Source organism: Prosthecobacter sp., from assembly GCF_044227185.1.
GTDB lineage: Bacteria > Verrucomicrobiota > Verrucomicrobiia > Verrucomicrobiales > Verrucomicrobiaceae > Prosthecobacter.
Window position 1 is genome coordinate 63,171 of sequence record NZ_JBGAFO010000020.1, and the last position, 14,480, is coordinate 77,650.

A 14,480-nucleotide genomic window follows, 5' to 3' on the forward strand; every position below is an offset into this window, starting at 1 on the left:
GGCTAAAACTCATGCCATCACGCCTTCTGCTTCCATGAGCGCCCGAGTCCTGTCCCAGCCAGATGCTGAGGGGGCGGTGCCTGCCAATGCCTCCTTTTTCGCCGCCCTCATCGATCAGGCGCCCGGCGGCGTGTATGTGGTGGATGACCAGTTCCGTCTGGCCCTGGTGAACGCCGTGGCGCGGCATGTGTTTGCTCCGGTGGAGCCCGTGATCGGCCGTGACTTCGCCGAAGTGGTGCGGGAGCTTCGCGGCGCGGAGCGCAGCGTGCATCTGGAGCGCATTTTCCGCCACACCTTGGCGACCGGTGAGCGCTACATCTCCCCCGGTGCCGAGACCTCCATGGGCCGCAGCTACGAGTGGGAGGTCCAGCGGGTGACCATCCCCGGCGGCGGGCACGGCGTGGCATGCTATTTCACGGACGCCACCGCCCGCGAGCGCGCCCGCACCGACACCCTGCATGAGATTTCCGCCCTCCGCCTGCTGCAGGACTTGAGCGTCAGGCTCTTCCAGCAGGACCATGTCGCCGAGCTCCATCAGCAGATTTTGGACACCGCCGTCGCGATCATGGCCTCGGACATGGCCAGCATGCAGATGTATGATCCCGCGCAGGAGGAGCTCAGGCTGCTGGCCTGGCGTGGTTTTCATCCGCTGTCTGCGGAGCACTGGGCCTCCGTGAGCATTCGTTCGCACACCAGTTGCGGGCAGGCGGGCAGCCAGAGCCTGCGCATCCTGGTGCCGGATGTGGAGGACTGCCCCTCTCTCCACGGCACCGCGGATCTGCACGAGTTCCGCCGCTCGGGCATCCGCGCCTGCCAGTCCACTCCGCTGCTCTCACGCACCGGCAGGCTGCTGGGCATGGTCTCCACCCACTGGCGGCAGCCGCATGAGCCCGCTGAGCATGACCTGCGTCTGTTTGATCTCCTCGCGCGGCAGGCGGCGGACATCATCGAGCGCACCCAGGCCGAGGAAAACCTCCGCGCCAGCGAAAACTTCAACCGCAGCATCGTGGAAAGCAGCCGTGACTGCATCAAGGTGCTCGATCTCGAAGGCCGTCTCATCTCCATGTCCCGCCGTGGGCAGGAGATGCTCGGCATTGAAGATTTCGAGCCCTTCGTCGGCACCTCATGGGTGGACCTTTGGGAGGGCGCTGAGCGCGAGGCCGCCCGCGCGGCGGTGGAAAAAGCAGCCGGCGGTGGCATTGCCCGCATGGTCGGCCGCACGCGCAACCGGCGCGGGGACACGAAGTGGTTTGACGTGGCCATCTCCCCCATCCCGGATGCCAGCGGCGTGGCGCAGCGGCTCCTGGCCAGCTCACGGGACATCACCGAGCGCCGCCGCCTGGAGCTGGACGCACAGTTTCTCGCGGAAGTCGGCCAGGACCTTTCCTCACTGGGCAGTGTGGAGGAGATCATGCGCGACGTCGGGGCCAGGCTGGGCGCCCACATGGGCCTCTCCCTCTGCAACTTCGTCAACATCGACGACGAGGCGGGTGAATGCGAAGTGGTGCATGCCTGGCACCGCCCGGATGTCCCCAGCTCTCTCGGCAGGTATAAGCTCGCCGATTATCTCTCCTCACATTATCAGAACACCCTGCGCGCCGGGGATCCCTTCATCGTTTCTGACACCGGCAATGATTCCCGCACTGACGCGGCTGCCTATGAGCGGCTGAAGATGAAGGCCTTTGTCTGCATGCCCCTGGTGCAGGACGGCGTGTGGCGCTTCACTCTGAACATCCACCACTCCGAACCCCATGACTGGCGGCCGGAGGAGGTGGAGCTGCTGCGCGAGCTCACCACCCGCATCTGGACCCGCCTGGAGCGCATCCGCATCGAGTCCGCCCTGCATGAAAGCGAGGCGCGCTTCCGCACGATGGCCAATGCCATCACCCAGCTCGCCTGGATGGCCCGCCCGGACGGCCACATCTTCTGGTACAACCAGCGCTGGTACGACTACACCGGCAGGACGCCGGAAGAGATGGAGGGCTGGGGCTGGCAGAGCGTGCATGACCCCGAGGTGCTGCCCAGGGTGCTGGAGCGCTGGGGCTCCAGCGTGGCCAGCGGCGAACCCTTTGACATGACCTTCCCCCTCCGCGGCGCGGACGGCATCTTCCGCCCCTTCCTCACCCGGATCATTCCCCAGAAGGACGAGGCCGGACGCGTGGTGCTCTGGTTTGGCACCAACACGGATGTCAGCGAATTCAAGCGCATCGAGGCCGCCCTGGCAGACCGCGTGGCGGACCTCGCCCGCGCCGACCGCAGCAAGGATGAGTTCCTCGCCATGCTGGCGCATGAGCTGCGCAACCCCCTCGCCCCCCTGCGCAATGCCACGGAGCTCCTGCAAACCCCCGGCATCAGCCCGGAGGAGCGCACCCAGGCCCTCCACATCATCAGCCGTCAGATCGACAACATGACGCGCATGATCGAGGACCTGCTCGATGTGGCGCGCATCACGGAAGGCCGCATCGAGCTCCGGCGCGAGCCCGTGGCCCTGGAGAACATCCTCACCGCCGCCACCAGCCTGCTGCGCTCCACCTGCTCCGCCCACGGCCAGGAGCTCACGCTCACGCTGCCGAAGCAGCCCATCTTTCTGGAGGGCGATGCCACCCGCCTGGAGCAGGTGTTTGGCAATCTCCTCAGCAACGCCTGCAAATACAGCGGCGAAGGCTCCCGCATCTCCATCACCGCGGAGCGCGTCACCGCCGCCCACGGGCCGGAGGTGGTCGTGCGTGTGCGCGATGACGGCCACGGCATCGCCCCCGAACTGCTGCCGCATGTCTTTGATTTGTTTGTGCAGGCCAGCCGCGCCCTGGACCGCACGCACGGCGGCCTGGGCATCGGCCTCAGCCTGGTGCAGCGCCTGGTGCGCCTGCACGGTGGCAGCGTGGAGGCCCACAGCGCGGGCATCGGCCATGGCAGTGAGTTTGTGGTGCGCCTCCCCGTGCTCATCACCGCTCCTGTTCCGGCCTCCTCTTTTGCGAAATCCGACACACAAGAGACACCTCAGCGCATGCTGATCGTGGACGACAACATGGACTCCGCACGCAGCCTCGCCTCTCTCCAAAGCCGCCGCGGGCATGACACCCGCATCGTCTTCACCGGCCCGGACGCTCTCGCTGCCGCGGCGGAGTTCGCGCCCGACGTCGTGCTGCTGGACATCGGCCTGCCGGGCATGGATGGCTTTGAAGTGGCGCGCCACCTCCGTGGCATGCCGGAGATGAACGGCAGCCTGCTCATCGCCATGAGCGGCTACGGCAGCCCCAATGATCGCGCCGCGGCGGCGGAGGCCGGCTTTGATGAATACCTCGTCAAACCTCTCGACCTCGAAGTTCTGCGCCAGCGCCTGCAGCAGCGCGGCCTCGTGTAGGCCCCCCTGCGCCAAAGCAGGCACGGCCGGACTCCGCTTTGCATGCGAATCTAGGGTAACCCAATTAATCTTATGTTATCCTACACCTTCACCTTCCTCATCATTGCGCTTATTGCGGCTGCGCTCGGTTTCTCCGGCGTCGCCGGCACCGCCGCCTGGATCGCCCACGTTTGTTTCGTGGTCTTCCTCGTGCTCTTCCTCATCTCGCTGGTTTCAGGCCGCCGCCCGCCGGTCGTCTGACGAAGCGGGTTTCATCACTGGTTCGGTTATGAAAATGCGGAAGCCGCGCCGGGGAGACCAGGCGCGGCTTTTTGCTTTGCCGGAGGCATTCCTGCGGCAATCGGTGATCATTGAACCATCGACGCTGCCTGGCCGACCGGATCGGCCGAAGCTTGCCAGGCTTTCATGTCTTGTGGCGTGTCGAGATCCAGCGCTCCGGCGGGAAAGTCAATGGACGCCACGCGCGTGGGATCTCCATGGATGAGCGTCTTGGCGCCGTGCTCGTCAGGAAGGGCGTTCAATTCAGCGAAACAGGACGCAGCAAAGAGCGCGGGGATGCCGAGGGTGTCAGCATAGCGTGAAGCCACGATGGGCAGCATGGTTTGAAGATGTGTCTCGATGAGTGAGCGCACGATGCTGCTGGTGACGGCAGGCTGATCGCAGGTGAGGAGGATGATGGCGCTCGCGGGCTGGATGGTGCGCAGTCCGAGCCGGATGGAGGTGCCCATGCCGCGCTCCCAGTGCTCATTGTACACCAGCAGGGGCTCCAGAGGTGACACGGCACGCTGCACCTCCTCCTGCGCATGACCGGTGACAACGCAGACGCAGTCACAGCCTCCTTCCTGCGCGGCGCGCACGGCGTGGCATACGAGTGCCGCACCGCGCACCTGAAGGAGCTGCTTCGTCCTTCCCATGCGGGTGGAGCCGCCGGCGGCGAGGACTATGCCGCTGATGCGGTGCATGGGGCGAGTGCGGCTGGCAGCACCTGATGGATGGGAGCAGTACGATGGCGGAGCTGCTGCGCGGTGCCGCCTCTGAAGACGCTTTGAATTTCCGCAATGATGGACAGGGCGATCTCCTCCGGACTTTCTGCGCCTAGATGCAACCCAGCGGGTGCAAAGACACCATCATGCAACTCGGTGCCACTGTGGAGGACGTCGAAAAGGATGTCGTCGCGGCGGCGGCGGGAGCCGATGAGGCCGATGTAGGGGAGATCGGAGGGGAGGAGGTGGCGGAGGGCGGCGCAGTCGCGGCCGAAGTTGTGGGTGGCGATGACGACGGCGGTGCGGGCATCGAGGAGATCTGAGGGGAATGGTGTGGAATCACACTGCAGGACGTTCCAGCCGAGGAGGGCGGCGTGGGCGCGGAGGGCGGCGGTGTCGGGGCCGTCTCCGATCAAAATGAGGCGCAAAACGGGCTCAATTTCGTGCACAAAAGAGCTGAGTTGTGTGTCGGATTCGGCAATGCGGGTACCGGATGCATCTCCGTGCACGATGGTTTCGAGGCGGCAGGGCTGGCGGAGGGTGAAGGATTCGCGGAGGGCGTGCATGACGCCGGCGGGGGCGACTTCGATGAAAATCTGGATGGTGCCGGAGCAGCCGAAGCGGAGGCGGGTGTCGAAGGTGAGGAGGCGGGGGTGGCCGGTGCGGAGGACGGTGCGGGAGGCGGCGATGACCTCCTCCTCGATGCAGCCGGCGCTGACGCCGCCGGCGGAGTGGCCGGAGGCGCTGATGAGCATGCGGGCGCCGGGGCGGCGGTAGCTGGAGCCCTGGGCGGCGACGAGGGTGGCGAGGGCGAGGGGCTGGCCGTTGCGGGCGTCCCAGAAGCGGATGAGTTCGCGGATTTCCTTCATGAGACGGCGGGGAGGTGGTCGATGAGCTTGTCGAGGGTGATGGGGTAGTCGCGGACGCGGATGCCGGTGGCGTTGTGGATGGCGTTGGCGATGGCGGCGGCGACGCCGCAGATGCCGAGTTCGGCGACGCCTTTGGCCTTCATGGGGGAGGACTGAGGGTCGGCTTCATCGAGGAAGATGACTTCGAGGTGGGGGATGTCGGCGTGGACGGGGACTTCGTAGCCGGCGAGGTCGTGATTGACAAAGAAGCCCTGGGTGGTGTCCACGACGAGGTCTTCCATGAGAGCGGCGCCGACGCCCATGGTCATGGCGCCGATGACCTGGCTGCGGGCGGTCTTGGGATTGAGGATGCGGCCGCAGGCGCAGACGGAGAGCATGCGGCGGACGCGGGTGACGCCGGTGTAGAGGTCGACGCCGACTTCGACGAAGTGGGCGCCGAAGGTGGACTGCTGGGCTTTTTTGGCGAGGTCGCCGTATTCGATGTGGTCTTCGGCGGTGAGGCCTTCGTCTCCGGCGAGCTCGGCGAGGGACCAGCTTTTGGAGCCGGCGGCGACGCGGCCGTCTTCGAAGGCGAGGTCTTCGGGTTTGACGCCGGCTTTCTGGGCGAGCATTTCGCGGAGCTTGACGCAGGCGGCATAGACGCCGGCGGTGGAGTTGTTGCCGCCGAACTGGCCGCCGGAGCCGCAGGAGGTGGGAAAGGAGGAGTCGCCGAGGCGGACGATGACGGTTTCGGGGGCGACGCCGAGCATCTCTGCGGCGGTCTGGCCGATGATGGTGTAGCTGCCGGTGCCGATGTCGGTCATGTCGGTCTCGACGGTGACGATGCCGCGTTTGTCCACTTTGACGCGGGCGGCGGATTTCATGGGGAGGTTGTTGCGGAAGGCGGCGGCGACGCCCATGCCGATGAGCCAGCGGCCGTCGTGGGCCTGGGCGGGGGCGGCTTTGCGTTTGTCCCAGCCGAAGCGTGTGGCGCCGGTGCGGAGGCATTCGACGAGGTGGCGCTGGGAGAAGGGGCGCTGGGGTTTTTCGGGATCGACCTGGGTGTCGTTGAGGATGCGGAATTCGACGGGGTCGAGGCGGAGTTTTTCGGCCATTTCATCGATGGCGATTTCGAGGGCCATCATGCCGGGGGCTTCGCCGGGGGCGCGCATGGAGTTGCCTTCGGGGAGGTCGAGGGTGGCGAGGCGCATGGAGGTCATGCGGCCGGCGCCGGCGTAGAGGAGGCGGGTCTGGGCGACGGCGGTTTCGGGGTCGCCTTCGGGGAGATTGCCGGACCAGCTTTCGTGGGCGATGGCGGTGAGCCTGCCGTCCTGGGTGGCGCCGAGGCGGATGCGCTGGATGGTGGCGGGGCGGTGGGTGGTGTTGTTCATCATCAAAGAGCGCTGGAGGGCGACTTTGAGGGGGCGCTTGATGGCGCGGGCGCCGAGGGCGGCGAGGAGGACATCGGCACGGAGGAAGAGCTTGCCGCCGAAGCCGCCGCCGATGTAGGGGGAGAGGATGTGGATGTTGTCCTTGGGGATGCCGAGGGTTTTGGCGAGGTCGGTGTGGGCCCAGCCGACCATCTGGCTGGAGGTCCAGACGGTGAGCTTGTCGCCGTCCCAGGCGGCGGTGGAGGCGTGGGGCTCCATCATGGCGTGGGACTGGTCGGGGGTGGTGTAGGTGGCGTCGAGCTTGACGGGGGCGGCGGCGAAGGCGCTGTCGAAGTCGCCCGCGGCGGTGTCGGCTTCTCCGGCGATGCCGGGCTCGGGTTTGACGGCGGTGTCTTTGGCGGCGGCGAGGTCGAAGGCGCCTTTGGTGAAGGCGTACTTGATGTTGATCAATTGCGCGGCGGCGCGTGCTTCTTCGAAGGTTTCGGCGACGACGAGGGCGAGGGCCTGGTGGTAGTGGGTGATCTCGGGCCCGCCGAGGAGGGGGGCGATGTTGTGCTGGCCTTTGTCGAGCTTGCCGGCGTTTTCGGCGGTGATGATGGTGAGGACGCCGGGCGCGGTTTTGGCGGCGGCGAGATCCATGCTGATGAGGCGGCCTTTGGCGATGCCGGCGCCGATGATCCAGCCGTAGGCGGGGTTCTTCACCGCGTCATCGCCATGACGCTCGTAGGCGTAGGGTGCGGTGCCGGTGGTTTTGCGGGGGCCATCGAGGCGGTCCACGGGTTTCCCGACGACGGTGAGGTTGTCGATGGGATTGGTGGTGGCGGGGGTGTCGAACTTCATGGCCGGGATCGCATGCGGAACGGAGAGTGCTGACTGGCTAGCTAAGGAGGCGCTTCTCTGTTTCGGGGGATCGCGGCGGGGCGGATGGGTGGTTTGTGTCAGGGAGGAGGATGAGGGGAGGGTGAGGGGAGGGGGGGAGCTGGATGCTGGCGGCGGGATTTATGATTTACGATTTATGATTTATGATTTGCCGCGGGCGGAGGGCGTGGGGGGGGATTTGTTCTCTGTTCTCTGTTCTCGGTTCTCTGTTCTCGGTTCTCGGTTCTCGGTTCTCGGTTGGGGGGCGCTTTTTCGCGAAGGGGGGGACGGGAGGGTTTGTGGCGCGGTTGGCGGGAGGGGCGGGGAAAGGGCAGAAAGAATGGGGGAAAAGATTTTTTCTGGAGGGGGAAAGTGGGATTTATGGCGGGTCTTTTTCGGGAGGCTGGAACGTTGCAGAGGTTTGCAGGAGGGACCGGAGGTTGGACCACGGATGGCACGGATTGACACGGATGTCAGAACAGAAGGGGGCCGGAGGTTGGACCACGGGATACACGGACGGGGATCGGAGGTGAGGGTGTGGTGGATGCGGGGGGGAGGGACGTTCGAGTTTGAGGCAGAGGAGCAGTGAGGCAGAGGGGAGCGGGAGGGGAATGAGGTGCTGTTTGGGTGCGTGCTGCAGGGAGGCTCATGAGGTTGAACCGCAGAGAATGGACGGACGCAGAGAAATCCACCGAATCGCGGTGCTGTGATTTAATGTTTCCTCTTTGCTTCAGGTTTTGCGAGCTGGTGAATCAGACCCGGTGGGAGCAGGGTGATGCGGAGGGGAAGGGACTTTCGATTTTGCCGCAGAGGGAGGAGGGATTTATGATTTACGATTTATGATTTATGATTTGGAGGATGAGAGAGAGGGGGATTTGAACCACGGAATACGCGGAATACACGGAAGGTCCGGAGAGGCACCTGTGGAGGTGGAGACGAAGGGGTGAATGTGGACTCAGCAGGGTGGTTGGGGTGCGCTGAGATTGGATCAGACCCCTTGGGCGCAGAGGGGTTCGGCTTGGGTGGGGAGGGTTTTGAGGGCTTCTTCCTTTTTTCCCTGGAGGTCGGGTGGGTGTCCGTGGTGGTTGAGGAAGTGCTTGAGGAGATTTTGGTATGCGTTTGATCTTGATGCGGGTGCCTTGACGGAGGGGACAGTCGATGGAGGTGCGCTTTTTGTTTGTCCCTCATGCATGAGTTTTTTTGTCAAGAATTCGTCCACGGATGACATTTCCTCCGCTTCAGAGCTGCGGTGTGGATTTGTCCAGTGCTTCCTTGGTGTCGGCTTTGCGTGATCGGGACGTTCCCGGGTTTACGATCTGGTGAATTAGACAAAGAAGAAAAAACCCACTTTGCCCCGCTTGTGCGGCTAGCTAAGCAGACCCTAGACAATTTATATGTTCTTAAGAACAGTTGTATTAAACCGAGGTCAAAAATGAAAAAATATGATTCATCAGGTCCACTTTCGGCCCGGGCTCGATTTATCAGGTAAAGCCTTATCGGCAAATCAGGTTTCGCCCCGATGTAACAAAATAAACTCGCTAAATTTATGGCACGTAAAAAGTACCCATCTCGAAAGCGTTGGACGGCAGAACAACATCGGCGTTATGCAGAGACTTTGGGACTCTTTTTGCCACGCATCATTCGCTCTCTGGCGGTGCTCGTCCTAGCCCTCGCTACAATAGGCGATGGTTTAGGCGCAGAAAGGGTTATCGGTGCAATCCTGACGTATTTTCGCTCATTCTTTGGCTAACGGGTGCAAGTGCTCGTTTTTCTCGCAAATCCGGATCCTTTGATTTTACCTGTAAATCTCTTCCAATCGCTGCGTGAGCTGCCTAGCTTGTGCCCAGCCGGCTTCGACGAACAGGTCAAGGACGTTAAGTAGTGCAGCGAGACATTCCGATTCATTGACATCGGAACCTTTGAAAATCTCCCTGTGGTCGGCGAGGGCACGCTGAACGAACTTTACCACATCACCTACTGCGATGGGGTCGTACTGATATCCGGCAGCCGAACTGGAGATGATTGCATTGGTCGCAATAAGAAAGACATCGTGAGGGGCACATGGGAGAAGGTGGAAAAGTGTCTCGACGATGTGATGGGCTGTATGCGGATGGATCTCTGCTGCCAATGCACGGAAAAGGTCGGAAGACTCCTTCCAAAAACGCTTTTTTTGTGTTTCTGTAAGATTATCTTTATCTTGACTCTGCCGGTGAGCAAAGGCCCCGCTGGCAAAATAGAGCTGCATTGCGATGTCATCTATCAAATGAGATGTGCGGTTAATGGCCTCTTGAACGGACTGCAAATTTGAATTTTCGGATTGCCCTAGTGAATGGAGTTGTCTCCAGTGCTCACGATGTTGCTGAAGCTTGGACTGGGCAGACGACAACAGTCTTCCAAAGATGCTCCAAGTGCGTCGCCGGGCGGTCTCCTCTGACTCTACGACTTTCACGGCATCACCAGCAGTAAGCCAGCCTCCGGATCGGCATGTATGTAACTGAGATCCAATCGCGATGCTGGCTCGGATGCTATCACAATCATTGATGAGATCGGACACAAAGGTGTTGCTCTCTTCATCTCCAGTTTTAAGAAAGTGAAAGAGATGTACTGTGGCCAGTTGTTTATGAATGTGATCTTGATCTGGGGCGTGTTTAATCGCACGCTTAGCTATACGTGAAAGCCTCGATTTTGCCTCGTGTGGACTTGCATAAATCAGTTCGTTTAACGAAGTTACAATAGCTTCCAGAACGAAAAATTTATCCTCATGAAGAATGAATTTGTCCATGAGCTGCCACATCAATTCAGATTCTGAGCGTTCGAGAACGAAAAGCCGCTGGCCCATGTTACAACGGAGTGCGCTTGATTTGTCTCTGCACAACTTGAGCAAGGCCTTCTTTGTAAGGGCATCGGCTCTTCCGAGGTGATCGCAGAGATGCACTAGGCCACTGGCGGCATCGAGCCGAGGCGCAGGCCACCCGTAGTTGCCATTCTCTTCGGCCTCGCTTTCTTCGCCAGCAATGGGCGAGGGATCGGTGGAGGCCTTCAGCAAGATTCTCCGCAGCGTTTTCCACCGAGCATCATTCGAGGACCAATCCGCATGTTGAGTGATTTTTTCACAGGCTCCAACTAAACGTCCCCATACGTCACGCTCCATTTCGATATTCTTAGAATTGCGCTGACGCAAAGTACGAACGCCACTTACAATGCGGAACCAATTCTGTTCAATTACATCAGCGGTGAGATTGTCATCAAAGATCTTGAGTCCTTCGCGAAGACGAAAAAACTTAGCATTAACAGGGTCTTTCAAACTAATGCCCTGACTTTCAATGAATTCTTCGTCCGAAATATTGCGGGATGTGAATGTGAAGCTCGACGATTCGCGATTCTCTGGCAGCGCTGAATGTTCTGATCGTTGGATTCTCAAAGCCCGCACTTCAGCTAAAGCGATGTGGGCCTCGTCGAGAGAACCAAGTAGTTTGTTCTGCGCATGCACTAGCCTATTTGGAATCGGTTGCCGAGACTCGCCATCGGCCAGACGTGCAATTAGAGGTAGATCGAGAATTAGTTTTTCCAAGCGTTCGCGTTGTTCAATGTCGCCAACGCTGTGAAGGGATTTAAAAAGAAGAATGCCTCCGAACCGGTAGTCAGGATGTGTGAAAAATAACGGCTCCGTCAGCATCGGTTCCAGTGTCCGACCCAAGGTGAAAGGATACTTAGCCCCCACTTCCATGAATATCTTCCACATCAGAGAGGTGTGGTTTTTGGAAATGAACCGGTCGAGTGCCGCGCCGAGATTAACCTCTTCTCCCGCTGCTGCCCACTCATTCAATAGGGCTTTGAAACGGGAAAGTATCTGACTCTCTGCATTTCCGCCAGAGCCACGATAAATATGATCATGATCTTCGATGAGATTGCCCGCTATGCCGCGAAAGTGAAAACTTGCCATGACAACGACGCCTTTTCCACGTTGTTCGCGGCGCCGGCGCACGATTGCATTCCATGCGATGCATGCAATGTCAGTCATTAAAGAGACATCATTTCCGTTCCGATATTCGTAATACGTTGCGAGTGAATAGCGGATGCTATTCCAGTTGTCGCTGGTCTGCATGCTCATCGGCATGATGGCACCACCGAAGTCTTGCCACTCTCCTGATTTTGGCTCTGCCGAAAAAGCTGCTTCGTACAGGCGCAAAATCACGATGCGTCCTTCCTCGCTGAGATGCTTGAGTTGGTTGGCGAAATCAAAAAGCTCCCAATGAGGAAAATGAATCAAGCGTTGTGGAGTGAGGAGGGATAATAAGGCGGCCTCCGCCTCCAAAGGAACGACTTTGAAGGTCCGACAAAGAGCCTCAATCGCGACACTCGCGGCGTGCCGCCAACCATTTGCAACTTCTTTAGCTACATGATGTGCCAGCATATTACGCGCGCCTAAATTTAGCTCGCGCAAATCGGCGATGGGGAGACTGCTGCTTATCGCATTCAGCCGTGCGAGAATGTGAGCAAGAGGCGTTTCGAGCGAAGGTCTTTCTGGAAGGAGGACGGACAGCTTTGCAGCCAAAACACACCACGCTCCGCCACCTGAGCGGACCGTTGCATCATCGGCATCCTGCAATCCCGACGACATATGGCGAAGAGCTTTTTCCGCGGGGGAGTCGCCATTTGAGGCACTCTGAATAGCTGTAAAAAGTGGAAGCAAATCGGCGAACGTGGCTATCCGTCTAGACGCGAGAATTGGTGCAAGGATGCGGGTGATTCCATGCAATTGCGCTACGCTTTCCATCTGCAACGCGCATGCCCAAAAGCCGTCGCGACCGTCCGGTCCATCCCAGAGCTCCTCCAGGGCAAAGAGAAAACTCTGACGGTAAAAGACCGGTAGCAAAGGATTGCGCATTGCGTACTCGGAGAATCGATCAGAAACGGTAGGTATTAACGAGCGCGCGATGGCGTAATCGTGGAGCAGGTGGTGGGAGAATCGGAGCTGATCTTCGCCGGTTGGACTGCCCTGCCGCAGAATAGGAGACTGAAGTATTCCACGACTCCGAAGATCATCAATGGCATCTATTCCAGGTGCGTCCAAGGAAACCTCCTGTGTCGAGAGGGCCATGCTTCGAAATTCCGTCATTTGACGACAAAGGGATTGAAGCGCGATTTTACGGTGGCTCGCTCCGGAGCCATCGAGCACCCGTGATTTCCAAAATCTCCTCAATAGAATCGCCGGACTGCTCCAATCCGCGAGCCGAAGGGCTGAAACTCCGTTTCTCAAAAGCTCCGAGGCAAGCCGCAAAAAGAATGGGGAGCGATGAATCCCTCCAGCGCGGATATTATTTCGTGCACTGGCAATGAAAGGACCGATGTCGGGTATTTTCGCTCCGAGCTCGTCAAGATTGGTCTCCGCCAAACCTGTCACATGAAAGTGCGAGACGCCTGAGAACTCGCTTGAGGAGTAACCAGGAACTCCAATACCGGGAAAGGACTCTCTTAGCTCACGTCCATGCTTCAGATCGAACTCACGAACGCTGGCCACCACAGACCAACCCGCCGACCCCTGCTGCACATCTTGAAGTAGGCGGCGTAATAATCTTTGAGTGTCGACATCACGCACCGCATCCAGTGCGTCAGTTATCAGGACGCCCTTTGCTCCATCGGGCCAATGTGCTAGTACGTCGTCGATCGCATGGGCTAGTCCCGGTATATTCGCCGAAGCTTTCCAATCGCGCCCAAATACTTCTTCGGCCAGAAGCAAGACGACAGGAAATCCGTCCTTGATTAGTGCCTCTGTTAAAGGGTGAATCAGGCCGCTTTTTCCGCATCCAGGCTCGCCAGTGACGAGTAAGTGCCCCTGCTTTGCAGCCGCAATCATTGCTACCAGTTCCGCAGTTCGATTTATATGAATTTCAGTTTGCGCAAATCGAAGCAGCGTATGGTCTTTAAGGCGGTCGAGGTTGCGTGCTGTAATGCGTTGCAGAAGGCCAATATCGTCAGCGAAGCCGGGTGTGATTTTCAGCTTCAGTCCCGTAAAAGCGAGCGTGTGGCGGAGAGATGCGGCAGTTGATCGCAAGCCCTGCCGGTTGGCTCGGTTAAAATGGAGTTCTAGCTTTTCCCATATTTTCCTCGAATCGTTTGGCTTGAGGGCCAATGAACCACGAATTGTTTCTTCCGCAGTGTCTTGATGTTGGAGACCGGACCCAAAGTCGAAGACCTCGACATAAATCATTCCAATCAATTCGGTTAGCGCTCCTTCTTCCGGCGTCTTTTTGGCGATTGTTTTCCAATCACGATTCATCTGCTTAACCAAAAGTTTCATTGCCTCCGCTTCTTTGGCTGGCCGACGGCGAAGGAAGTCTTTCATGTTGACACTGGCATCTGCTCGAAAAGCATTCAGCACTTTGCGCAAGGTTTGAGTCATTCCACTGCCAGCCGATGAGGGCACGGCCCACATAAATCTGCTTCCGGTGCGTTGTGTCGTAGCGAGCTGATGAAACTGCCGCACAAAAGAAGCTACGACTTCAGTAAAGGCCGGACTTTTTCGCGTGATGGCAATCTTTCCTGCGCGATGCTTTGCGGATATATAGATTTTGGTTTGATGTTCACCACGCAGCGTGACTACCACATCGTCAACCGACTCAGCGTCCTGCATCGTGATTGCGATAATTTCTCCGCCATCTATGCCTTCCCAAAGTAAGCAGCCATCTCCGCCGAGCATTTTGGTTGCGATGAAGGCGGCAACCTGTGATTCGTAGCCTACACCGACGGCTGTCGCGCGCCCTCCAAACCTAGGGGCATGTCGTTTGCTTGAGGCTCGCTTGCTGGATGCTTTTCGTGCCATGTAGGATTTCCCCTATCCAAGCGGGGAATGATTTGGATGGCAAGAGGTGAAGGGGGAGGGGATTTATGATTTACGATTTATGATTTATGATTTGCGGAGGGGGAGGGGGAGTGTGGGGGGCAGCCTGTGAGGTGAGGCGGCTAGGCGCGGGAGACGGCAAACAGCCAGGCAAGCGTCTTTTGGCTTTCGAGGTTTTTAGGACGGCGTACTTTT

6 protein-coding genes are annotated in these 14,480 nt (G+C 59.5%); 2 read left to right on the forward strand and 4 right to left on the reverse strand.

Translation table 11 applies throughout. From position 1 onward, the window contains the following. Positions 1-34: 34 nt before the first annotated feature. Both ACILSQ_RS30170 and ACILSQ_RS30175 read left to right on the forward strand, forming a co-directional pair. Entirely contained in the window at positions 35-3,364 is a 3,330-nt protein-coding gene (locus tag ACILSQ_RS30170) for a PAS domain-containing protein (protein WP_395747425.1), read from the forward strand. Between the two features lie 72 nt (positions 3,365-3,436). After that, positions 3,437-3,604 (forward strand): DUF1328 domain-containing protein, encoded by a 168-nt coding sequence (locus ACILSQ_RS30175; protein ID WP_395747426.1) that lies wholly within the window; start codon positions 3,437-3,439, stop codon positions 3,602-3,604. Positions 3,605-3,711: 107 nt separating this feature from the next. On the opposite strand, the gene ACILSQ_RS30180 is transcribed toward ACILSQ_RS30175, so the two are convergent. From ACILSQ_RS30180 to ACILSQ_RS30195, 4 genes are all read right to left on the reverse strand, one after another. After that, a complete protein-coding gene (locus ACILSQ_RS30180; protein WP_395747427.1) occupies positions 3,712-4,326 on the reverse strand; it encodes an NTP transferase domain-containing protein in 615 nt (204 codons plus the stop codon). Next, complete coding sequence (locus ACILSQ_RS30185) at positions 4,305-5,216, reverse strand: XdhC family protein (RefSeq protein WP_395747428.1); 912 nt, start codon at positions 5,214-5,216, stop codon at positions 4,305-4,307. Before ACILSQ_RS30185 ends, ACILSQ_RS30180 begins: the two co-directional genes overlap by 22 nt. Beyond that, positions 5,213-7,426 carry an aldehyde oxidoreductase molybdenum-binding subunit PaoC gene (gene paoC / locus ACILSQ_RS30190; protein WP_395747429.1) on the reverse strand — a complete coding sequence of 738 codons (2,214 nt, stop codon included), beginning with the start codon at positions 7,424-7,426 and terminating at the stop codon, positions 5,213-5,215. The genes ACILSQ_RS30185 and paoC overlap by 4 nt, the downstream gene beginning before the upstream one ends. A gap of 1,813 nt (positions 7,427-9,239) precedes the next feature. Next, complete coding sequence (locus ACILSQ_RS30195) at positions 9,240-14,267, reverse strand: hypothetical protein (RefSeq protein WP_395747430.1); 5,028 nt, start codon at positions 14,265-14,267, stop codon at positions 9,240-9,242. Positions 14,268-14,480: the final 213 nt, after the last annotated feature.